Consider the following 21,171-nt stretch of genomic DNA (forward strand, 5'->3'; position numbering starts at 1 on the left):
TCTCCCCTTACAAACTCTTCTATCCCCTGCGCAGATGGTGCACAGCGGCAAGCCCCGCCGCAGCGCCCTCATAGACCGCCTTGGCAATCTGCATCAATCCGCCCGTGCAGTCCCCTGCTGCATAGATACCTGGGACATTCGTCTCCATATGCTCCCCGACGGGAATTTTCCCGTCGTGAACCAGTACACCCAGCTTACGGGCCAGTTCCACGCTCCCCGCCGTACCGACTGCGACAAATACACCATCCACATCCATGCGGGAATCATCGGCAAAGACGATCTGCCGCACGCGGCGTTCGCCCTCGATGCGGGCAATCTCTCGTGTGTTCACCGCAATATCGCTCGAAAGTGCTGCCGTAAGGTCGGCTCCATTCGTCAGGAGTGTCAAATGCGCTGCGTGCGGCAGGAGGATCTGCGCCTCGTGCAGAGCATATTCTCCTGCACCGATAACGGCAACATTTTTCCCGCGATAGAAGAATGCGTCACAGATCGCACAGTAACTGATGCCATGCCCTTCGAATGAGCGGAGCCCCGCGATAGAGGGCATCTTGCGGTGCGCCCCCGCCGCCAAAATGACGGCATCTGCCTCGTAGCGTTGACGCACTCCCTCGATCAGAAATGCCGCCCCATGATCCGCGGGTTGGACCGCAAGCGCCTCATCCATCTCGAAATGCACGCCGAGCCGCTTTGCGCCGTCAATCCCGCGCTGTTCCAGCTCCGCGCCCGTAATCGGTTCCGGAAAGCCATAGTAATTCTCCACCCACTCAGCCGCGGCGAGAAAGCCCGTCCCCTTCGTGATGACCGTCACCTCTGCACCGCCGCGCCGCGCATAGAGGGCTGCAGAGACACCTGCAGGTCCCGAACCGATAATAACAACGTGCATAGGTTGTTGCTCCTAAATGTATGAAAAAGAGGCGCCCGTAAGGGAGGCACTAATAAATTCAGCCCATCCTCATGGTGCATCCTTTTCACCCTGCCTGTATCAACAAATCCTCCACATAGCAGAGCGGCTATGCGTCTGGTTTGTTTCCTTGGCAGGACAAAACCGCACCAATCTGACGAACCTAATTTGATCAGTGATTCCCTCGACGCCCCTTCTCTTTCTGCGCGAAGCCTGTTTGTTTAATGATGGTTAAAGAGCAGGCTCACGGAACGATGACTTTGAATCCGCACAATGACATCCGCGAGGGACTGTGCGAGAGAGAGTGTGACGAGTTTATCGGACTGCTTCTCAGGCAGAATCGGAATAGAGTCGGTGATGACAAGCTGGTCGATGACCGAGGCGTTTAGACGCTCGGTCGCCGGGTTGCTGAGAATTGCATGCGAGCACGCTGCAAGAATACGTCTTGCCCCGCGCTCCTTGAGGGCCTTTGCCCCCTCGCAGAGAGAGCCTGCCGTATCGACAATATCATCGATGAGCAGTGCTGTCTTTCCCTCGACCTCGCCGATGAGGTTCATGACCTCCGCACAGCCGGGGCACGGACGGCGCTTCTCAATAATCGCAATCGGTGCATGGAGAAAATCCGCCATAATGCGTGCACGCGTGACGCCGCCGAGATCCGGCGAAACAACGACGAGATCATCAATCGCCTGCTCGCGGAAATAGTTTGCCAAGACGGGCGCAGCCGCGAGATGGTCCACGGGGATATCAAAGAATCCCTGTATCTGACCCGCGTGCAGATCAACCGTAACAACACGCGTCACGCCCGCCGTCGTCATGAGATTGGCAACGAGTTTTGCCGAGATCGGCTCGCGCCCGCGCGTCTTGCGATCCTGACGGGCATAGGCATAGTACGGAACAACCGCCGTAATACTGTGGGCGGAAGCACGCTTGCACGCATCCGTGAGAATAAGCAGCTCCATGAGATTGTCATTCACGGGGAAGCTGGTTGGCTGGATGATGAAGATATCCTTCCCGCGAATACTCTCCTCAATCATCACCTGGATCTCGCCGTTGTTGAACTGTCCGACGAAAGCCTCGCAGAGTGGTATGCCGATACGGTCTGCAATGTCCTTTGCCAATTGGGGATTCGCATTCCCCGTCAGGATGCATACGTTGTCGGTCGGAAAACTCATCTCACTGTTCCTCCTAAAAGCCAGACGCGTCTATACACAAATCTATAGATAGTATAACACGCACTGTTTGTTTTTGGAAGAGCGTTCCCCCTCTTTTTCACATTGTTCAGAGCCTTATGCGGGAATCATATGCGAGTCTCATTTTCGTTTGTCATGCCAGCCGTCGATCTCCTTCTGACGCGCACGCGCGACAGAGAGGGTTCCAGCCGGCACATCACGCGTAATGGTTGAACCAGCGGCAACATAGGCCCCCTCCCCCACGGCAACAGGGGCGACAAGATTGGAATTGCAGCCGATAAAGGAATTGTCCGCAATCGTCGTACGGAACTTATTCTTTCCATCGTAGTTGACCGTAATCGTGCCGCAGCCCATGTTGACGTGAGCACCCATGTCGCAGTCCCCGATGTAGGAGAGATGCGGCAGCTTTGAGCCCGTGCCGATATTAGAGTTCTTGACCTCAACGAAGTTCCCCATCTTGACCCCTGCGCCGATATGGCTGTCCGGACGGATGTGGTTGAACTGTCCCAGATCTACCCCGCTCTCGACCTCGGCATCGTGTGCGTAGACATAGTGCGCCTTGACTTTGTCGCCGATCACCATGTTCTGAAAGCGCACACTGGGGCCGATCTCGCAGTCTGCACCGATGACCGTGCTCCCCTCCAAAAAGGTAAAGGGATAGATGACAGTATCCATGCTGACGCGCACCTCAGCATCAATGAAGGTGCTCTGCGGGTCGATGATCGTAACACCGTCCGCCATGAGCTCCTCGACCTTGCGGCGGCGCAGGATACGCTCTGCCACAGCGAGCTGACTGCGCGAATTTATGCCGAGCGTACTCTCGTAGTTGTCTGCGACGACCGCCCAGATCTTCTCGCCCGCATCATGCAGTATGCTGAGCACGTCCGGGAGATAGTACTCACCCTGCGCATTGTCGTTCGTGACCTTCGCGAGTGCCGAGAAAAGCGCCTGTGCGTCAAAGCAGTAGATGCCCGCGTTGACCTCGTGAATCTCGCGCTCTGCTTCCGTCGCATCTTTGTGTTCGACAATCTTCAAGACCTCGCCGTTTGCGCGGCGCACGATGCGCCCATATCCCTTCGCATTCGGCATGATCGCTGTGAGCACGGTCGCCTTTGCCCCCGTCTGCACATGTTCCTCGTGGAAGCGCGCCAAGAGCTCTGCCGTCAGAAGCGGTGTATCCCCGCAGAGCACCATGATGGTTCCGTGCTCCTTTGCGAGCAGCTCCTTCGTCTGCAGAACAGCGTGTCCCGTACCCAGCTGTTCGCGCTGTTCCACGTACTCCACACTGTCCCCGATGGCCTCACGTACCGTCTCACCGCCAAAGCCCGTGACTACGATGTTGCGCCGCGCACCTGCCGCATCTGCCGCGTCAATGACATGCTGCAGCATGGATTTCCCCGCTGCACGGTGCAGGACTTTCGGCAGCTTCGACTTCATGCGCGTGCCCTTGCCCGCTGCCAATATGACTGTAACAAAGTCCAACATTATGCTCCTCCCATTCTCCAAAAATGCCTACTCAACATTTTCCTTTGTCTTTTTACCCTTGCGTTTCACGAGGGTGGTACCTGTCTTTTTTTCCTGTTCCTCAATGGCGTAAAGCAGTGTCTTCTCCGAATTTTCCATATGCTTTGCGCCCACCTTCCGTGCGAGGCGCGGATCGCCCGAGCCGATGGCATCCACAATCGCACGGTGTTCCTCGAGCGTCGCCTTGAGACGTCCCGGATAGGACATTGAAATCGTGCGAAAGCGCGTGAGCTGCTCGCGCAGATTGCCGATGATCGCGAGCAGACGCTCGTTGCGTGCAGCCTGATACAGGAGCTCATGAAACTCGATGTCGGTTCGTACGATGCGATCCATATCGCGCTCCTCGATGGCACGCCCAATAGCAACGAGGAGACGTTCCAGACGTTCCTGTTCCTCATCGGTAATCCGCTCCGCCGCCAGCTCGCAGGCAAGTGCCTCGAGTGCCGCGCGGATCTCAAAGATTTCGTTGATGTCGCGGATGGATACGCTTGCGACATAGGCACCGCGCCGCGGTACGGTGACGACATAGCCCTCCTGCTCAAGTTTTCGGATCGCCTCACGCACGGGCGTGCGGCTGACGAGAAGTTCGTCTGCGAGATCGGTCTCCTTCAGCCATTCACCGGGTTTTAGAATCCCGCCGCGAATGGCATCGCGCAGCACCTCACAGACAATTTCACGAAGCGGCTGATAGCTGTTCACAACAACCGGAGATAGTTTTCCCTGCATATCAATTCCCTCTGTTTCGTTCCTCGTACCTGCCTGCCGTACGCGTCAGATGCACGGCGGCATCCGTCTCCTGACGGAACGCTGCCGCTGCCGCTGCCGCTGTCTGCTCCTCTGCAAAGAGCCCGAACACCGTCGGCCCGCTGCCCGACATCATCGCACAGAGTGCACCATGTGCGTGCATACGTGCACGATAGTCGCCAATCACGGGATGTGCCGCCTCCGTCACAGGTTCGAGCACATTGCAGATCAGGCCTGCGCAGCGCGTTCGATCACCGCGTGCGAGTGCATCCAAGAACGCTGCATTATTCGGATGCTCCGCCGGCGGATTTGCATCGTAGCTGCGGTATGCCCACGGCGTCGAGACAGCCACAGGAGGCGTGGCAAGAACAACATGGGTTGCCGGGAAGTCCGCGAGGCGCTGCATAATCTCGCCGCGTCCAGTCGCAAGTACCGTCCCGCCCATGAGGGAAAAGGGAATGTCGGACCCAATCTGTGCGCCGAGCACACAGAGCTCCGCATCCGAGAGTCCCAGAGCATAGAGTTTATTCATTCCGCGCAGCGCAGCCGCCGCATCGGCACTTCCCCCGGCAAGGCCTGCGGCAACGGGGATCCGCTTTGTGATGTCGATGTGGACACCGCCGCGAATGCCGCACTCTTTTCTCACAAGAGCCGCCGCACGATGAGCCAGGTTGCGCTCATCCGCCTCCAATCCCGGCAGATCCACGCGCAGCGTAATTCCCTCCTCCTGCCGCGTGAGTGTGAGTGTATCCGCGAGCGCGAGGGACTGCATCACCGTCGCAATCTCGTGAAACCCGTCCTCTCGAAGCCCGAGAATATCGAGCGTCAGATTGATCTTCGCCCGTCCGAGAATCGTCACCATAGGAAGTCATTCCTCCATTGCTCTGAGGAAAGCTGATTTATGCCGCTTCGCAGCATTCGTCTTTCCTTCTATGTCCAGATTAACAGGATTTCCAATTATATTCAATGGTTTTTTCTATTATTTCTCAAAAAATTGCGATTGGATCGATATCAATGGCGATATCGTCGCGCAGATGAAGTCCCTGTGCGCGCAAATACGCCTGCACATCGGCAAGTGTATCCGTCTTGATGAGCGCGATGAAGCGGTATTCATTTCGCTCGCGCTCGATCAGCGCGGGCGATGGGCCGATCACCACGCATCCGTTTGCTCCTGCAAATTCCGTTTGAAATGCGGCGACAAAGGATTGTGCCTCGTTCCATGCGCGCGTGCGGCTCAAATTGTGGAAGAGGAGCTTCACGAGGCGGCTGAACGGCGGATAAAAAAGCTCGCGGCGCAGTGCGAGTTCCTGTGCCGCAAAAGCGGCATAGTCCTGCTGCATGGCGGTCTGTACAGCATAATGCTCGGGGTTGTAGGTCTGCACAATGACCTCCCCGCGTGCGCCGTGGCGCCCCGCTCGTCCTGCGGTCTGTGTGATGAGCATGAAACAACGCTCCGCCGCACGGAAATCCGGCAGGTTGAGGCTCGCATCCGCGCTGATGATGCCCACCGTCTGCACGCCGGGCAGATCGTGTCCCTTTGCCACCATCTGCGTGCCGAGCAGGATGTCGAAGTCACGCCTGCGGAACCGTGTCAGGATCTCCGCATGCGCGAGTTTTCGTCCCGTTGTGTCGCGGTCCATACGCACGACTCGCGCCGCAGGGAGCATCTGTCCCAGTTCCTCTTCGAGCTTTTCTGTGCCCGATCCAAAGTATTTGATGTAACGGCTGCCGCATTTCGGGCAGGTCTCGGGCACGGACACACGCAGGTCGCAGTGATGGCAAAGGAGTGCTCCGTTTGCGTGGTAGACGAGCGGCAGCCCACACGCTGTGCAGGTGATCGCTGCACCGCAGGAGCGGCACATGATAAACGTGGAGTAACCACGTCGATTCAGCATGATGATCGCCTGTTCGCCGCGCGCAAGCGTCTCGGTAAGAAGCTCACGCAGCGGAGGCGAGATGATCGTTCGCCGCCCGCGCCGCAGCTCCTCGCGCATATCGACGGCACGGACGCGCGGCAGCGGCTGACTGCCGATCCGCTCCGGCATTGCGAGCAGCGTCAGCTCCCCCGCCTGGGCCCGCGCATAGGTCTCGAGCGAGGGGGTCGCACTGCCGAGCACGAGGAGTGCGCCGTGACGACGCGCCAGCACTTCCGCGACCACGCGCGCATGATAGCGCGGTGCCTCGTCCTGCTTGTACGACATATCCTGTTCCTCATCGAGGATGATGGCACCGATATCATTTGCGGGTGTGAAGAGTGCGGAGCGCGCACCGATGATGATGCCCGCCTCCCCACGCCGTACACGGAAAATCGAATCGTTGCGCTCTGCGAGTGAGAGCTGGCTGTGCAGCACAACAATGTCGTCTGCAAACACCTCCTGAAATGCCGTAATGAGCTGTCCCGTGAGGGCGATCTCCGGTACGAGTACGATCACTTGCCGCCCGCGCGCACGCACGATACGCGCCGTCTCAATGTAGACACGCGTCTTGCCGCTGCCCGTCACGCCGTGCAGCAGATATCCATGAAATGCGCCCTCCGCAATCCCTGCGTGCAGCTGTGCAGCCGCCGCCGCCTGTGCATCCGTCAGCGCCTCGGCATATGCAGCAGTCGCTCCCATACCATAGCTGAAACGCAGCCTGCGCCGCTGATGCTCGGTCAGATGCCCTGCCGCAACAAGATGCTTGATGGTCGCAGACGAAACTCCTTTTTCATCGAGTTCTGCGCGCGCATATTCGTACTTCTCACGAAAGAGTGCAAGCGCCCGCGCCTGCGCGGGCTTGCGGGAAAGCCCCGCGAGCCGCTCATCCGTAATCTCCCCGGCTGTATAGAACTTCTCATAGTGTGCCTTGTCGCGTTTGTCGGCACGGTATTCCTTACGCACGAGATCATAGCGCAGCAGTTTTTCCACGCACCCCTCCACTGCAGCCGCAGGCATCGCCCGCTGCAGCGCTGCCATGCTCTGACCGCCGGTTTCACGCAGGTGGGAGAAAACGGCGCGCGCCTGTGCATCCGCGAGTATGGGGTGCGCCGTATCCGCATCCTCCGCTGCCGCATAGACCGGGAAGATGCGCAGCCCGCTCTTACCCGGCATGAAGAGCCGCATAATCTCCGCCGCCGAGCAGAGGTAGAAGTCCGCGAGTTCCTGTGCTGCGGCAAGCAGCTCGCGGGAGAACCACGCCTCCTCATCCACCGCATCGATGATCTCCTTCAGCGCATGCTGTCCATCCCGCGCTGCATCGTAGGTGCGCACACAGGTGACAAAGCCCTCCTTGCGCACGCGGCCAAATGGAACGAATACACGCCACCCCACATCGACCTGTGTCAGCGTTTCGGGCAGAATGTATGTGAATTCCTGCGCAAGGCTCTTGACCGGAGTATTGATATAGACATCCGCAACGGTCATATGTTCACTTTCTTCACCAAAAAAGCCGTTACACGAATGCGTTCGTGCAACAGCTCCTTTCTATACATTCCTACGATGCAATTGCCGCCCGATTCGCAAGGATTTCCTTGCCCGCCTGGCACGCCGGGCAGATGCAGGTATCTTCCCCCTGCGCCTTCGCCTGCTTTGCTGCAGCAGCAAGTTCGCCCGCCTTCTGCGCACCAAATACGGCAACGCCGTCCGGCGAGTCCGTGAAGCTGATGAGCTGGTCGATCGTCAGCACATCGCTCTTGATCTCATCAATGAGTGTCCGAAACGCAGATTTTTCCTGCGGCGTGTCCACAGCTCCCAGAAATGTCTCCGCCTTTTTCTTCAGCCCCTCATAAACCGACGGTGCGTCGGACATCCTGCGAACCTGCTCGATAACGCCGCTGCGATCCAATGCCATAAGTTCCTCCGTTCCATTTCCAAAACAATCTATGCGTTATTATAGGGCAACAGACGATGTTTGACAACAAGAAAAGATATGTTTTGCGAAAAGATAAAAGACTTTGTAAAATTCTGGCAGGACATTTTACACTCATTGCCGTTAATATTAACAAAGCTTGCCGATCTCCTAGGTGCCCCTATTGCACGGTGCAGGAGCGGAACGCAGGTCGCCGTATGCTGCTCGAATGGGTACAGCGCCTCATCATCGAAAAGATTGAGGCAAATACTTGACAAATTTGAGATTTTTTCTCAGTTTTCTTGCCGCTGTTGCTTGAATCACATCCTTTGCATCGCATTCCGTGTATGCTATGCACAGAAACACACAAGATTCACAAGGAGGAAACATCATGGCAATCCTGAACAATATCCAGCATCAACAGGCACTCCTGCTCAAGGAGCAGGTCGCATACGCAGAGGGACAGGTCGTCAGCAAGACGCTCGTCCAGAACAAGGGGATCGGCGTCACACTCTTCGCCTTCGCGAAGGGCGAGGGCATCAGCACGCACGCCTCCACGGGTGACGCGCTTGTCACGGCGCTCGAGGGGGAAGGCGTCATCAAAATCGATGATGAAACCTACACGCTCAAAGAAGGTGAGAGCATCGTCATGCCCTCGAACCATCCGCACTCCGTTTATGCGGCAAAGGAAACGCCGTTCAAAATGCTCCTCGTCGTTGCGTTTCCCGCAGCGTAAAAACACATCAGTACATATTTCTCCCTGAATGCAAACACCCGCAGCTCTTTCGCTGCGGGTGTTTGCTGTTCTTATTCTTCCCCCTGCTGCGGTGCAGTCCCCCTTGTCTGCTGCAAAAATGTACGCGGCGAACATTTCATATACTTTTTGAACACCGTACAAAAATTCTTGTAGTCGCCGAACCCGTTCTCCTCGGCAACCTCATAGACGCGATACTTTCCTGAGGAGAGCTGTGCGATCGCATTTTGCAGGCGCTCGCGCGTCAGCATTTCGAGAAAGGTCTGCCCCGCCGCCTCCTTGAACTTGCGGCTGAGATAGCTCGCGCTCACGCCCGCCTCCTCGGCGAGGAGTTCGATGCTGAGCTTCTCCCGATAATCGTGCTGAATCCGCTCCATTGCATGCCGTACATAGGGATTGAGTGTCTCATCTTCGAAATAGCGCCGCCAGTCGATTCCCTCCGTGATTCCCATTCTGCCGCCTGTCCCCGCAGCAATAAGACGCTGCATAAGCGCGGAGAGTTCTGCCTCATCCACTGGCTTCAGCAGATAGTCCGCCGCCTGCAGGCGGACTGCCTTCTTTGCATAGCCAAACTCTGCATAGCTGGTCAAAAAGACGAGCTTCGGCAGGATGCCCTCCGCGCGCGCACATTCTGCCATCTCAATGCCGTCCATGCGCGGCATGCGAATGTCCGTCAGGACGACATCGGGATGCTCAGTACGCAGGAGTTCCAGCCCTGTCCTTCCGTCGGGCGCGTCTCCCACGACAATGCAGCCCATACCTGCCCAGTCGATCGTACAGAGCAGCCCTCGGCGGATGATCTCCTCATCCTCAACGATGAGCACGCGCAGCATCGCACACACCTCCCTCTCCATCGTCCATTGGCAGGAGCATCGCAACACAGGTGCCGCCCTCTGCACGCCGCGTAATCTCTATGCCGTATTCCATGCCGTAGAGGAGCTGAATGCGGCGATGTATGTTGTAGATTCCCGTGTGTATGGAGCTGTTTTCCCCGCGCTCCATCATCCAGCGCAGATGTTTCAGTGTCTCCGCCTCCATACCCGTTCCCGCATCCTCTATACGGATGTGCAGATTCCCGTCTGCAGCGGCAATCCGTGTCGTGATATGAATCTCCCCCTCCGCATTTGCACCATAGTGGATGGCATTCTCTACGACAGGCTGCAGGAGGAGTTTCGGCACAAAACACGCCTTTGCACTCTCTGCAATCTCCTGAGAATAGTTCAGACGCGCACCAAAACGCTGCCGCTGAATCTCAATATAGTTCTCGAGATGGCGGATATCCTCGGCAAGCGGCACGCGCTGCACGCGATTGTCAATGCTGTAGCGCAGGAGTGCGGAGAGCGCTGTAATCATACGCACAGCAGCATCGGGATCAAGTTTTGTCATGAACTTGATATTCTCAAGTGTGTTAAAGAGGAAATGCGGGTTAAACTGCGATTCGAGCTGTCGCAGCTCCGAGATCACACTCACACGTGCCCTCTCTTCATTTTCCTGCATCAGCCGCACAAGACTCTGTACCATGCGGTTGTACTCGCCTGCGATCTCCTCGAACTCGTTCCCCGTCTGAATGACAAGTTCCCGTTCCAGATTCCCGTGGCGCACGGTGCGGAATGCGGCAACAATCTCATCCATTGCGCGCGTTTTCTCTGCTGTCTCGCGGCGTACGCGGAAAAAGATCAGCGGCACCATGAGGAGGAGCACGGCAAGGAGAATCGCTGCCCCCGTCGCGAACTGCGCGATGCGGCTGCCGACGGGCAGAATCGCGTAGACGGTGAAATGTCCGTCCAATACAGGCTCCTGCACCACGTAGAACTGCTGCCCTTCCACCTCGACCAGCCCATGTGCATCCGCAACTTCCGGCACGATCTTGTGAAAGACGGGGTCGCGAAAGATCGTCATGGTGGAAAACGGCGCACGTCCGGCGCGATCCGCAAGGACAACGTGTATCTTCTCGCCGGTCTGAAGGCGCTTCGCCAGTTCCTGCACGGACATAACGAATACAGCATAGCCCTCCGTTTTCGCAGGCACCGCCCCATGCACCTGCCCCACAGGAAGTGGGGCATGAATCGCCTGACCGACAACATAGTCCCATTCATGTTCCCCACGCGGGACAAATTCCTGAACGCAGCCCTCTGCCGTATCCATGCGTGAGAGTACGCCCCAGTGCGGCGGCGGCGATTCGAGGTAGGAAGGGATGCCCGCGTGTGTCTGAAAGAGCATTTGCCGCTCGGCATCCATAAGATAGAAGCGCGGGAGCGTTCCATGCAGACTCAGTTCCGCATACAGGCGCTCAAAATACAGGCGGCGCTCCTGTGCCGTCCCATGAATCGGCGCCGTGCCGTTCATCGCAAGCGCTGCCGCACGTGCCTCATAGTCATGCGTCAGTTCCGTGAATATCTCGCCCGCCGTACGCGCCTCCTCTGCCGTGCGCGTCACGACGTTGCGCTCCCAGTAGAGGGCGGCGAGAAAGATGCAGATGAACGCAACGAGGAGACCCGGCGTGAGCGCGTATTTTAAGAGCGCACTGCGCACTTCATCTTGAAACCGCCGCATAGCCCCTCCTTTCCACGCATTGTACACAAATACAAATTCATTATAGCAGAATCTCTGCAAATACAAAATACCGGAAGGATGCACGCCCTCCGGTATTGTATGCTGATACAAAGATTACTGTACGCTCGTAAAGATATCCTTGAACTTGTCGAGCCAGGCCTTCTTGTTCTTCTCGACGACCTGTTCCTCATCGTCAATGATCTTGATCTGATCCTTCGGCAGGAGGCCGACGGGCGGATCCACATCGTCACGCACGGAGCGGCGGTGGAGCTGTGACGTAATGATGCTCTGCGCTTCCTTGCTCGTGATGAAGTCGATGAACTTCTTCGCATTCTCCATGTGCTTTGCGTTCTTGATGATGTAGATGCCGTCGGGCTTGGAGATAACGCCCTCCTTCATGTAGATGAGCTTCACGGGTGCGCCGTCCGCAACGTACTTCGCGCCGCCCTCTTCGAACGTAAGACCCACGGCGTACTCACCGTCCGCTACGCCCTTGTAGACTGCAGACGAGCCGGAGAGCAGCTTCCCGTCGAGATTGCGGCAGAGCTTCTCCACATAGTCCCAGCCCTTGTCGGGATCGCCATTCCCCATCGCGTAGAGCATGTTGATGAGGTGCTCGTAGGAGGAGGAGGACTTCGACGGATCAGCAAATGCGATCTTGCCCTTGAGTGCAGGATTCAGGAGATCCTCATACCCCTCGACCTTCACATCGCCGAGGAGGTTCGTGTTGACCATGATGACGCTCGGGATGTCCGTGAAGCGCGTCATCGGCCCCTCGGTGTTCTTGAACGCCGTCTGGATGTGATCCTCGTTCACCGAGGTGTAGTTCTCGAAGAGATCCGCCTTCGGCTTCATCGTGTTCAGCGAGCCGCCCCAGAAGATGTCGCCGAGCGGATTCGCTTTCTCGGACTCGACGCGCTTGAGGAGCTCGCCCGTGCCCGCCGCAATGACCTCGACCTTTACGCCGCTCTGCTTTTCAAACTCCTCCACGAGAGGATTGATGAACGCAAGCGGATGCGGGCAGTAGATGACCAGCGAATTGTCGTCTGCCGCTGCCTGCTTTTTCTCTCCCCCGCCGCAGCCGGTGAGAGCGCCGCCGAGCATCAGGGATGCTGCAAGGACGGCAAACATTTTCTTGAACTTCATGAAAAGAACCTCCTTTGACCGAAAAGACATCTATGCAAAAGGCATTTGCCTGAAAGCACTAGAGTGTGACATCCTTACTGCCCGAGACCTTGAAGAAGGTCACCATCGCAGCGATTGTCGTCAGCGTGAGAATGGTCGAGAGCGCCGCCGCAGTGCCGTAGCTCGCACGGATGACCTCCGTGTAGATCGCGACCGACATCGTCTTCGTCGCCCCTGTGAAGAGAATGACTGAGGAACTGAGTTCGTTGATCGCCGTGATCCACGAGAGGATCGCCCCGCTCATGACACCGGGCAGCATCATGATCGCCGTCACCTTAAAGAACGTTTTGAGCGGCGAGGCACCGAGGCTGATAGATGCCTCCTCAATGCTCGGGCTGATCTGATAGAGGATCGCGGAACTTGAGCGCAGTGTATAGGGCAAACGCCTTATAACGAGTGAGATGATGATGATGAGCGCTGTCCCTGAGAGCAGGATCGGCTCCTCATTGAACGCGAGCAGCAGCGTGATACCAAGAACAGAGCCCGGGATGATGTACGGGAACATCGTGAGTGTGTCGATAATGTCCGTGAGCATGCTCTTGCGCCGCGTCGTAAGGTATGCGACCGTCATGCCGAGGAATACGATGGCAAGAATCGCCGCCGTGCTGTAGAGGTAGGTGTTCGAAATCGCTGTGCCGAGGCTGCTGAAGATCGTTGTATAGCTGTCGAGCGAGTAGCCGCCTGTAAAGACTGCACCGCGCGTTTCAAGAAACGAGGTGTAGATCACAACCAGCTGCGGAATCATCGACAGTGCAACGAGCAGATAGATCAGGACGTGCACGGTGACATTTCCCGCGCCCTTCATCTCCTTTACCTCGATGGGACGGAGGGAGCTCATCGTAAAGGACTTGCGGCTCACAACGTATTTTTGCAGGAGGAAGATCGTCGACGTGATGACAACCATGATCGCCGCCATTGCCGCCGCGAAATTCGCCTGATCGCCGACCTCGTTGATGAACTCCGAGTAGATCATGACCGGCATGACGTTGAATCCCTCGCCGATCAGCATCGGCGTACCGAAGTCCGCCATTGCGTTCATAAAGACCATGAGTGCGCCCGCGAGAATCGTCGGCGTGATGAGCGGCACAATAACCGTCACCACCTTGCGGATGCCGCTGCACCCGAGGCTCTCCGCCGCCTCGATGAGCGCGGAATCGATGTTCTTCATTGCACCTGCTGCGTAGAGGTAGATGAACGGGTAGAGCTTCAGGGTCAGAACGAGCAGGATGCCCGAAAATCCGTAAATCGACGGGAACTCGTACTGAAACGCATCCTGCAGCCACTGCGTCAAAATGCCGCTGCGCCCGCCGATGAGGATCCACGAGTACGCGCCGATGAACGGCGGCGAGAGCAGGGAGATGATGATGCAGATCTCAAGCGCACTCTTGAAACGGATACGGTAGAGCGTCATAAAGTACGCGAGTGCCGTGCCGATCACAATCGCGAGTACCGTCACGCACGCCGTCACGCTGAAGCTGTTGATCATCGACTGATAGTAGTATTTCCGCTCAAAGAAATGAGAGAAATGTGCGAGCGTAAACTCTCCCGTCACCGCGTCTTGGAACGCTGATGCAAAGAGCGAGAAGAGCGGATAGATGAGGAACAGGCTGAATACCGCGATGGAGAGCAGCGTAATCCCGGTCCAGAAATCCCAACGGAGATTGAGCTTATTCATAGCGCACCACATCCTTCAGGATATTGCGCGAACCGTCCGCCGTAAAGATATTGACCTTTCGTGCATTCGGACGCAGGTGCACTGTGTCCCCCACCTCGAGCTGCTGCGTCGCATGACCGAGATCCTGCGAGAACTCGAGCGATGCCTGATGCGGCAGAATCATCTCATCGTCAAAGTCCAGACTGTAGTTGATGTACTTGCCGAGGAAGACCTTCGTCTTCACCTTGCACGGCAGACCGTCGTCTTGGATCGAGAGCTCCTCGGGACGCACGGAGATCACGACATCCATGCCGTCCTCTGCTTCTTCACCGAGATTCGACATTGGCATTTCATGACCGCTCCGGAAGATGACACTCATCTCTGTCCCCGACTTTTTCACACGTCCGTGGAACAGGTTGGAGTGCCCGATAAAGGTCGAAACAAAGATGTTCCACGGACGCTCATAGATTGTCTGCGGCTGTGCCGTCTGCTGAATCTCGCCCTTATTCATGACGGCAATGCGGTCAGAGATCGAGAGTGCCTCCTCCTGATCGTGCGTGACATAGACCGTCGTGATGCCGACCTTTTTCTGCACCTCACGGATCGCGGAGCGCATCTCAATGCGCAGCTTCGCGTCGAGGTTCGAGAGCGGCTCGTCCATGAGCAGCACGCTCGGATGAATAACGATCGCACGCGCGAGTGCCACGCGCTGCTGCTGTCCGCCCGAGAGGCGTTCCGGCAGACGATCCTGATAGTCCGCGATCTGCACGACATCGAGGATGCGGTCGACCTTCTCCTTCATCTCCGCCTTTGGCACATTGCGCAGCTTCAGCCCGTACTCCACATTCTGCCGCACCGTCAGATGCGGGAAGATCGCGTAGCTCTGGAACACCATGCCGATGTTCCGCTTGTGCGCGGGAATGTCGTTGATCCGCTGCTCATTGAAGAGGATATCCCCGCCCTCAATGCTGTTGAACCCTGCGATCATGCGCAGGAGCGTTGTCTTGCCGCAGCCTGAAGGACCGAGCAGGGTAAAGAACTCTCCGTTGTGGATGTGTTCCGTAATCCCCGGAATGATCGTGAGATCGCCGTATCGTTTCACGGCGTTCTCAATGTGAATCGCTACACTCATATTTTCCCCTCCAAATTTATTGATTTCCAGCAGTATCGAATCCTTTCGCTCTCTATTCGTCTGATTATTTATAGTATACAAAAAGAATAAGCAAAAGAATATCCACAAATCTGTAAAATTATCCGAAAAACTGAACTGTGGAGGAAATAAAAAGACTGTTGTACGAAACATTTCAGGTTCATACAACAGTCTCAGTCTTTCGTTGCTCTAAGCACCCCATATCACAGGATTGCTTCTGCCGCCGCCATCACGCCGAGTGCCGCGTGCTCGAACGTCAGCCCGCCCTGCAGGTAGATACAATATGGTTCGCGCATCGGACCGTCCGCGCTCAGCTCGATCGACGCGCCCTGCACGAACGTCCCCGCTGCCATGATGATCTGGTCGGCATACCCAGGCATATCCCACGGCTCGGGCGCGGCGAACGCATCCACGGGCGACATCGCCTGTATCGCGCGTGCGAACGCCTTCATGCGCTCCGCATCCCCAAGCACGATTGCCTGTATGATATCGCTGCGCACATCTGTAAAACGCGGGAATGTATGACATCCCAGCCCTTCGAAGATGCCTGCGGCGAACACCGCTCCCTTGAGTGCCTGTGCCACGACGTGCGGCGCAAGGAAAAGCCCCTGAAAGAGCAGACGGTTCGATACGAGGCTCGCGCCGAGCTCGTCCCCCATCCCCGGTGCGGTCAGGCGATAGGAGGCCATCTCCACGAGGTCGCTGCGTCCCGCGATGTAGCCGCCCGTCGGTGCAAGCCCGCCGCCGGGATTCTTAATGAGCGAGCCCGCCATGATGTCGACCGTAGGGATTTCCGTCGGCTCAACGACACCGACGAACTCTCCATAGCAATTGTCGACAAATACAATGCAGTTTGGATTCGCTGCCTTGATGCGAGCGCTGACCGTACGGATATCCTCAATCGTGAGCGGTTCACGCGTACTGTACCCGCGCGAACGCTGAACGAGCGCAACCCTTGTCCGTGCCGTCACAATGCGGTCGATACCTGCCAAATCAACGTGTCCGTCCTGCATGGGCAGCTCATCGTAGCCCACGCCGAACTCCTTCAGAGATCCGATACTCTCATGCGCCCAGCCGATCACGGTCTGCATTGTGTCGTAGGGTGCGCCCGTGATGGAAACGAGCTGATCGCCGGGGCGCAGGATGCCGAACAGTACCGTCGCAAGCGCGTGCGTCCCTGAAACGAACTGCGTCCGCACAAGCGCTCGTTCCGTACCAAAAACGCGCGCATAGAGCTCGTCCAGCTTCTCACGCCCGAGATCGCTGTATGCATAGCCCGCACTCACGCCAAAATGTGCATCGGAGACGCGGCACGTCCGCATGGCATCAAGCACCTTCCGCGTATTGAACTCCGCCGTCTCGTCCATGCGTGCAAACGCTGCGCGTGCCCGCTCAATAACATCAGCGCGCAGTGCGCCTAACCCGTCTCTCTGCAATGTTTCCTCCCATTCCTACCCGTTCTTTTCCAACTCCGACTGCTCACGCGCCGTGCGCAGATAGGGCACGAGATGCAGTTTCAGCCGCTGCTCCAGTTCCTCAAGATCCGCCGCGTCAAACGAGTAACTCACATACGGCATATGGTTCACATGATACTCACCGAAGAACTCATTCCGATAGCAGTTGTAATAGATGCCGACATCGTTGCCCTGCGCAAAGTCCACATAGTCAATGATGAGAAAGGAGCCGTTCGTCAGCTGTGCCGGCTCAGACGGACGGACAAAGAGTTCGAAGCCCTCAAGCTCCTCAGGAAGTGCAGTGCCATACGTCCATGTCTCGATGCTCTCCCGCACAGGCAACAGCTCTTGTGTTGCCAGAGCATCCGCATGCAGCTCTGCCATCACACGCGGCAGTGCACGCTGAATCTCCCTGCCAAACATTGCCAAATCTCCATAGATGAACGACGGCAGGGCAAAGCTCACCACGCCGATCTCGGCGCGCAGCTTGTATGAGGCCGTGGCTGCATCGTAGAAGCCGACAACAGCACGGTGCTCCGCCGCATGATCGTAGCGAAAGAACTCATACTGTGCCTCACGCGGCTTCCGCGCTTTCGATAGGACGAAGCCCTCAATCTCTGCGGGGAGCTCATCGAGCACAGACCACTCCGCAAGTACCGCGTCAACTTTCTCCGTGAATTCCTCTGCCATTGCAGAATCCTCTTACTTGCCCGTACGCCCGCGCTTCGTCATCGGAACGCCCTTCGCACAGAGCGGGCAGTTCTCGGGAGCATAGGTCTCCACATCCATCGTAAGAAGTGCCGCAGCGGGCACATCACCGAAATTCGCCTTGCCGCCGCTGCGGTCAACAAGCATGGAGACCGCGACGGGAACAGCACCCGCCGCCTTGACCACCTCAATGACCTCCTTGATCGAGCCGCCCGTTGTCACAATGTCCTCGACGATGAGAACGCGCTCGCCCTCGCGCAGCGAGAAGCCGCGCCGAAACGTCATCTTCCCGTCCACGCGCTCCGTGAAGATCGCGCGCGTCCCGAGCGACTTGCCTGTTTCATGCGCGAGCAGGATGCCGCCCGTCACGGGGCCGACCACCGTCTCAATCTGTGCATCCTTGAACTTCTCCGCCATTGCAGCGCAGAGCTGCGCCGTGTAGGCGGGATGCTGGAGTACATTGAACTTCTCGACGTAGTGCGGGCTGTGCAGGCCCGAGGTCAGCAAGAAATGCCCATCCATAATCGCACCCGTCTCAACAAGCAGTGCGCGTACTTCTTCCTGCGTCATGATACAGCCTCCATCTCCTTCAATATCCCCTCTGCTGCCGCGTGCGGATTCTCTGACGCATAGATCGCACGTCCGACCACGATCTGCGATGCACCTGCACGTATTGCCCCTGCCGGTGTCATGACGCGCCTCTGATCGTCATGTGAAACGCCTGCGGGACGAATGCCCGGCGTCACGATAAGAAAATCCTCACCACAAGCGCGGCGAATCTCTGCCGTCTCGGCAGGAGAAGCAACCACGCCGTCCAGCCCTGCCTCCTGAGCAAGCTTTGCGCGGCGCAGTACTGCGTCGGCAATCGTCCCCGTGTGTCCAAGCCCAGCCCAGTCCTCTGCATCCATACTCGTGAGCACAGTCACACCGATCAGTTTTGGACAGGGAATGCCCGCCTGATCCGCCGCATGATGCAGAGCTTCGCTTGCTGTCTGCATCATACGCAGACCGCCCGCCGTATGGACGTTCAGAATGTCGGGACGGAGACGCAGCAGTGAGCACAGCCCGTTGCCAACCGTATTGGGGATATCATGCAGCTTCAGGTCGAGGAATACTTTTTTCTCCCGCTCCTTCAGCCATGCGACGATATCTCCGCCGAGTGCATAGAAGAGCTCCATGCCCACCTTGTAATAGCTGACACTGTCCCCCAGACACACAACAAGCTGCTCCACCTGTCCCCGTGTCGGCACATCGAGCGCCGCAATGAGTCGTTCATCTGCCATGTTGTTTCTCCTCTATGACACGCAGCCGCACATCTCCACATCCGCATTTTTCCCGCACGATACGCGCCGAAATCCCCGTACGATACCGCAGGATGGGCATCGCCTCCGCCGTGATCGTCGAGAGGACGAGCTGTCCGCACGCACCATCCGCGTGCGAGCTTCGCCCTGTATCGTCCACGACCTCGGCGAAGAACAGCCGCTCCTCGAGATGGATACCTGCGCCCACAGAACAAGTGACTCCGACGAGAGCACCCATCTGCACCGGCGCAAATAGATGCGCACGGCGCACAGCCACGTGTTCCGCCATCTCCCGTACAAACGTCTGCGGCGCAGGATGATTTCCAACCGTAATCAGTCGATTGACACACAGGTTGCCCATCACATCTGCCAGCGCAGGAAGATCATGCTCCCATGCAATGATGGTATCCGGCACTGCCGCATGCAGGAGGTGCGCCGCAGTCTCTGCCATACACGGCAGAACTGCCGCACCGATCCCATCCAGTGCATACTGCAGGTCGAGCGTCCGACTGTCCGTAAAATCTCCCGCGAGGAGCACGGTGCTCGCACGATTTACCCCACATGCGGCAAGCATATCTGCCGCAGACTGCACCTGCCGCGCCACATCGCCCTGTGTGTAGCAGTGAATCTTGCCCTGTTCCGCTCCATCATGCAGAACACTCATGCGCAGAATGGATGAGAGCGGCAGCGTGAGCATGAAAAAAGGGGCATCTGCCCCCTCTTCCTCCGCGCTCTCCCAAAACGGCAAACGTGCCATATCCGCAAATGATGCAACAGATGCGGCACGAATGCCTGCGCGTTCAAATGCCGTGCGGTAGAACGCCGTCTTCTCCTCTGCCCATTTGAGCTGTCGGAGCAGCAGCGAGAGCCGCCCCTCCTCCGTGAGCACCGTCCCCGTCATGACTCGAGCGGCCGCTGATAGAAGAACGGCTGGAAGCTCGTATAGCCCATCTTGCGGAAGTTCAGAATCGACTCCGTCGCGCCGACGAAGAGAATACCGCCGGGCTTCAGTGCCTCGAAGAAATGCCGATAGAGCTGATCCTTCGCCTCATCCGTAAAGTAGATGACAACATTGCGGCACAGGATCAGATCAAATCCCGTCTCGAACTTGTCCTGCAGGAGATTGTGCCGCTTGAACTCGATCATATTCTTGATTTCCTGCTTCACGGCAAAATGATCATTGTCCTCGTCAAAGTACTTGCGGCGTCGCTCCGGTGACATACTCTTGATCTCATCTGCCGTGTAGACACCGCGCTTCGCCTTTGCCAGAATCTCAACGTCGAGATCGGAGGCGAGAATGCGGTGACGCGTCCCGGGCGTCATCTCCTTCATGATGATCGCGAGTGAATACGGCTCCGCGCCGATCGAACAGCCCGCACTCCAGATATTGAGCTTTGAGGAACGCGTCAGGAGATCTGGAATGACATCCGTCTCGAGTTTGCTGAACTTCTCCGGCGTACGGAAGAACTCCGACACGTTGATCGTCAGATACTCGATGAACGCAGCAAAGTCGTCCTTGTTTTCACAGACATGATCGAAATACTCGACGCAGCCCTTATAGCCCGCACGCGTAATCAGATTGTTGATCCGACGCTTCATCTGCGGCTCTTTGTAGAGATCGAGATCAATCTCCGTCTTTGCCTTCAGCTTCTGCTTAAACTGCTCCCAGTCGCGATCTTCCGACATATAGTACCCTCCGCTCACATATCCCTACATCTTCAATCTTACTGGATCGTAAAGACACGGCAAGACTTCTTTACCTCAAGTTTTGGCAGGATCACATGGAGAATCCCCGCCTCATAAGACACAGACACTTCCGTCTCATCCACGTCATCAATGAGGAAGGAGCGCTCGAATACGCCCGCCTTGCGCTCATGACAGAGGTATTTTGCCTCAGGCTCCTCCGGCACAACGCGCTCCGCCTTGATTCTCAGACGACCATCCTCGTTGTAGGAAACCTCAATCGCCTCCTTCGTGAATCCAGGCAGCTCCGCAAACAACTCGTAGCAATTCTCGCAATCGATCACATCGACACGAAACGGAAAGAGCATCCCGCCCACCTTATCGAATGGGTTAAACGAATGTTCCATCACGGTCTCAAGAGCCTTTCCCAGCATCTCCTGCCCCTTCTCGGCATTCTCTCTCAGATTGAACGGCAATGGACGAAACATAGCGACCACCTCCAACATTGACTATGATCTATAGTTTTATTATAGCAATAAAGG

Annotated in this window: 20 protein-coding genes; 1 reads left to right on the plus strand and 19 read right to left on the minus strand. The window is 57.0% G+C overall.

What is annotated here, in order from left to right:
• Positions 1-19 precede the first annotated feature (19 nt).
• The 7 genes from BCS37_RS07655 to BCS37_RS07685 all read right to left on the minus strand — a co-directional run bounded on the left by BCS37_RS07655 (position 20) and on the right by BCS37_RS07685 (position 8,190).
• A complete protein-coding gene (locus tag BCS37_RS07655) occupies positions 20-883 on the minus strand; it encodes an NAD(P)/FAD-dependent oxidoreductase (protein ID WP_069180894.1) in 864 nt (287 codons plus the stop codon).
• A gap of 239 nt (positions 884-1,122) precedes the next feature.
• Positions 1,123-2,076, minus strand: a complete 954-nt coding sequence (locus tag BCS37_RS07660) for a ribose-phosphate diphosphokinase (RefSeq protein ID WP_069180895.1) — start codon at positions 2,074-2,076, stop codon at positions 1,123-1,125.
• A 138-nt stretch (positions 2,077-2,214) separates the two neighbouring features.
• Complete coding sequence (gene glmU, locus BCS37_RS07665; RefSeq protein ID WP_069180896.1) at positions 2,215-3,579, minus strand: bifunctional UDP-N-acetylglucosamine diphosphorylase/glucosamine-1-phosphate N-acetyltransferase GlmU; 1,365 nt, start codon at positions 3,577-3,579, stop codon at positions 2,215-2,217.
• Between the two features lie 27 nt (positions 3,580-3,606).
• Positions 3,607-4,344 carry a GntR family transcriptional regulator gene (locus tag BCS37_RS07670; protein ID WP_069180897.1) on the minus strand — a complete coding sequence of 246 codons (738 nt, stop codon included), beginning with the start codon at positions 4,342-4,344 and terminating at the stop codon, positions 3,607-3,609.
• A gap of 1 nt (position 4,345) precedes the next feature.
• Complete coding sequence (gene ispE / locus BCS37_RS07675; RefSeq protein ID WP_069180898.1) at positions 4,346-5,224, minus strand: 4-(cytidine 5'-diphospho)-2-C-methyl-D-erythritol kinase; 879 nt, start codon at positions 5,222-5,224, stop codon at positions 4,346-4,348.
• A 124-nt stretch (positions 5,225-5,348) separates the two neighbouring features.
• The gene (gene priA / locus BCS37_RS07680; protein ID WP_069180899.1) at positions 5,349-7,763 is read right to left on the minus strand and encodes a replication restart helicase PriA; all 2,415 of its coding nucleotides are present in this window, start codon (positions 7,761-7,763) and stop codon (positions 5,349-5,351) included.
• A gap of 70 nt (positions 7,764-7,833) precedes the next feature.
• Entirely contained in the window at positions 7,834-8,190 is a 357-nt protein-coding gene (locus BCS37_RS07685) for a hypothetical protein (RefSeq protein WP_069180900.1), read from the minus strand.
• 388 nt (positions 8,191-8,578) lie between these two features.
• Between BCS37_RS07685 and BCS37_RS07690 the strand changes: the two genes are divergently transcribed.
• Positions 8,579-8,923: a cupin domain-containing protein gene (locus BCS37_RS07690; RefSeq protein WP_069180901.1), complete on the plus strand. Its 345-nt coding sequence runs from the start codon at positions 8,579-8,581 to the stop codon at positions 8,921-8,923.
• 71 nt (positions 8,924-8,994) lie between these two features.
• Here BCS37_RS07690 and BCS37_RS07695 read toward each other — a convergent pair whose 3' ends face one another.
• The 12 genes from BCS37_RS07695 to BCS37_RS07750 all read right to left on the minus strand — a co-directional run bounded on the left by BCS37_RS07695 (position 8,995) and on the right by BCS37_RS07750 (position 21,117).
• On the minus strand, positions 8,995-9,774 hold the full coding sequence (locus BCS37_RS07695; RefSeq protein ID WP_069180902.1) for a response regulator transcription factor: 780 nt from the start codon (positions 9,772-9,774) through the stop codon (positions 8,995-8,997).
• Positions 9,752-11,494 carry a sensor histidine kinase gene (locus BCS37_RS07700; RefSeq protein WP_069180903.1) on the minus strand — a complete coding sequence of 581 codons (1,743 nt, stop codon included), beginning with the start codon at positions 11,492-11,494 and terminating at the stop codon, positions 9,752-9,754. The genes BCS37_RS07695 and BCS37_RS07700 overlap by 23 nt, the downstream gene beginning before the upstream one ends.
• A 114-nt stretch (positions 11,495-11,608) precedes the next feature.
• The gene (locus tag BCS37_RS07705; RefSeq protein WP_069180904.1) at positions 11,609-12,640 is read right to left on the minus strand and encodes an ABC transporter substrate-binding protein; all 1,032 of its coding nucleotides are present in this window, start codon (positions 12,638-12,640) and stop codon (positions 11,609-11,611) included.
• Positions 12,641-12,698: 58 nt separating this feature from the next.
• Entirely contained in the window at positions 12,699-14,354 is a 1,656-nt protein-coding gene (locus BCS37_RS07710) for an ABC transporter permease (protein WP_069180905.1), read from the minus strand.
• Positions 14,347-15,465, minus strand: a complete 1,119-nt coding sequence (locus tag BCS37_RS07715; RefSeq protein WP_069180906.1) for an ABC transporter ATP-binding protein — start codon at positions 15,463-15,465, stop codon at positions 14,347-14,349. Before BCS37_RS07715 ends, BCS37_RS07710 begins: the two co-directional genes overlap by 8 nt.
• A 221-nt stretch (positions 15,466-15,686) precedes the next feature.
• Positions 15,687-16,919: a methionine gamma-lyase family protein gene (locus BCS37_RS07720; protein ID WP_069180907.1), complete on the minus strand. Its 1,233-nt coding sequence runs from the start codon at positions 16,917-16,919 to the stop codon at positions 15,687-15,689.
• Positions 16,920-16,934: 15 nt separating this feature from the next.
• Entirely contained in the window at positions 16,935-17,627 is a 693-nt protein-coding gene (locus BCS37_RS07725) for a hypothetical protein (RefSeq protein WP_069180908.1), read from the minus strand.
• A 12-nt stretch (positions 17,628-17,639) separates the two neighbouring features.
• Positions 17,640-18,215, minus strand: coding sequence for an orotate phosphoribosyltransferase (gene pyrE, locus BCS37_RS07730; RefSeq protein WP_069180909.1), 576 nt, complete (start codon positions 18,213-18,215; stop codon positions 17,640-17,642).
• Entirely contained in the window at positions 18,212-18,928 is a 717-nt protein-coding gene (gene pyrF, locus BCS37_RS07735) for an orotidine-5'-phosphate decarboxylase (RefSeq protein WP_069180910.1), read from the minus strand. The genes pyrE and pyrF overlap by 4 nt, the downstream gene beginning before the upstream one ends.
• Complete coding sequence (locus tag BCS37_RS07740) at positions 18,918-19,847, minus strand: phenylacetate--CoA ligase family protein (RefSeq protein ID WP_069180911.1); 930 nt, start codon at positions 19,845-19,847, stop codon at positions 18,918-18,920. The genes pyrF and BCS37_RS07740 overlap by 11 nt, the downstream gene beginning before the upstream one ends.
• Positions 19,844-20,632, minus strand: a complete 789-nt coding sequence (locus BCS37_RS07745) for a CheR family methyltransferase (protein ID WP_069180912.1) — start codon at positions 20,630-20,632, stop codon at positions 19,844-19,846. Before BCS37_RS07745 ends, BCS37_RS07740 begins: the two co-directional genes overlap by 4 nt.
• 38 nt (positions 20,633-20,670) lie before the next feature.
• Positions 20,671-21,117 (minus strand): Hsp20 family protein, encoded by a 447-nt coding sequence (locus BCS37_RS07750; RefSeq protein WP_069180913.1) that lies wholly within the window; start codon positions 21,115-21,117, stop codon positions 20,671-20,673.
• Between the last annotated feature and the right edge of the window lie 54 nt (positions 21,118-21,171).

It is taken from the genome of Selenomonas sp. oral taxon 920 (assembly GCF_001717585.1).
Taxonomy (GTDB): domain Bacteria; phylum Bacillota; class Negativicutes; order Selenomonadales; family Selenomonadaceae; genus Centipeda.

Excerpts from the sequence above, each read along its gene's own strand:
- BCS37_RS07670 (WP_069180897.1), bottom strand. The coding sequence starts at position 4,344 with ATGCAGGGAAAACTATCTCCGGTTGTTGTGAACAGCTATCAGCCGCTT.
- BCS37_RS07710 (WP_069180905.1), bottom strand. The coding sequence starts at position 14,354 with ATGAATAAGCTCAATCTCCGTTGGGATTTCTGGACCGGGATTACGCTG.
- BCS37_RS07725 (WP_069180908.1), bottom strand. The coding sequence starts at position 17,627 with ATGGCAGAGGAATTCACGGAGAAAGTTGACGCGGTACTTGCGGAGTGG.
- BCS37_RS07700 (WP_069180903.1), bottom strand. The coding sequence starts at position 11,494 with ATGCGGCGGTTTCAAGATGAAGTGCGCAGTGCGCTCTTAAAATACGCG.
- BCS37_RS07695 (WP_069180902.1), bottom strand. The coding sequence starts at position 9,774 with ATGCTGCGCGTGCTCATCGTTGAGGATGAGGAGATCATCCGCCGAGGG.
- BCS37_RS07655 (WP_069180894.1), bottom strand. The coding sequence starts at position 883 with ATGCACGTTGTTATTATCGGTTCGGGACCTGCAGGTGTCTCTGCAGCC.
- BCS37_RS07740 (WP_069180911.1), bottom strand. The coding sequence starts at position 19,847 with ATGACGGGGACGGTGCTCACGGAGGAGGGGCGGCTCTCGCTGCTGCTC.
- pyrF (WP_069180910.1), bottom strand. The coding sequence starts at position 18,928 with ATGGCAGATGAACGACTCATTGCGGCGCTCGATGTGCCGACACGGGGA.
- pyrE (WP_069180909.1), bottom strand. The coding sequence starts at position 18,215 with ATGACGCAGGAAGAAGTACGCGCACTGCTTGTTGAGACGGGTGCGATT.
- BCS37_RS07715 (WP_069180906.1), bottom strand. The coding sequence starts at position 15,465 with ATGAGTGTAGCGATTCACATTGAGAACGCCGTGAAACGATACGGCGAT.
- ispE (WP_069180898.1), bottom strand. The coding sequence starts at position 5,224 with ATGGTGACGATTCTCGGACGGGCGAAGATCAATCTGACGCTCGATATT.
- BCS37_RS07705 (WP_069180904.1), bottom strand. The coding sequence starts at position 12,640 with ATGAAGTTCAAGAAAATGTTTGCCGTCCTTGCAGCATCCCTGATGCTC.
- BCS37_RS07745 (WP_069180912.1), bottom strand. The coding sequence starts at position 20,632 with ATGTCGGAAGATCGCGACTGGGAGCAGTTTAAGCAGAAGCTGAAGGCA.
- glmU (WP_069180896.1), bottom strand. The coding sequence starts at position 3,579 with ATGTTGGACTTTGTTACAGTCATATTGGCAGCGGGCAAGGGCACGCGC.
- BCS37_RS07660 (WP_069180895.1), bottom strand. The coding sequence starts at position 2,076 with ATGAGTTTTCCGACCGACAACGTATGCATCCTGACGGGGAATGCGAAT.
- priA (WP_069180899.1), bottom strand. The coding sequence starts at position 7,763 with ATGACCGTTGCGGATGTCTATATCAATACTCCGGTCAAGAGCCTTGCG.
- BCS37_RS07750 (WP_069180913.1), bottom strand. The coding sequence starts at position 21,117 with ATGTTTCGTCCATTGCCGTTCAATCTGAGAGAGAATGCCGAGAAGGGG.
- BCS37_RS07690 (WP_069180901.1), top strand. The coding sequence starts at position 8,579 with ATGGCAATCCTGAACAATATCCAGCATCAACAGGCACTCCTGCTCAAG.
- BCS37_RS07685 (WP_069180900.1), bottom strand. The coding sequence starts at position 8,190 with ATGGCATTGGATCGCAGCGGCGTTATCGAGCAGGTTCGCAGGATGTCC.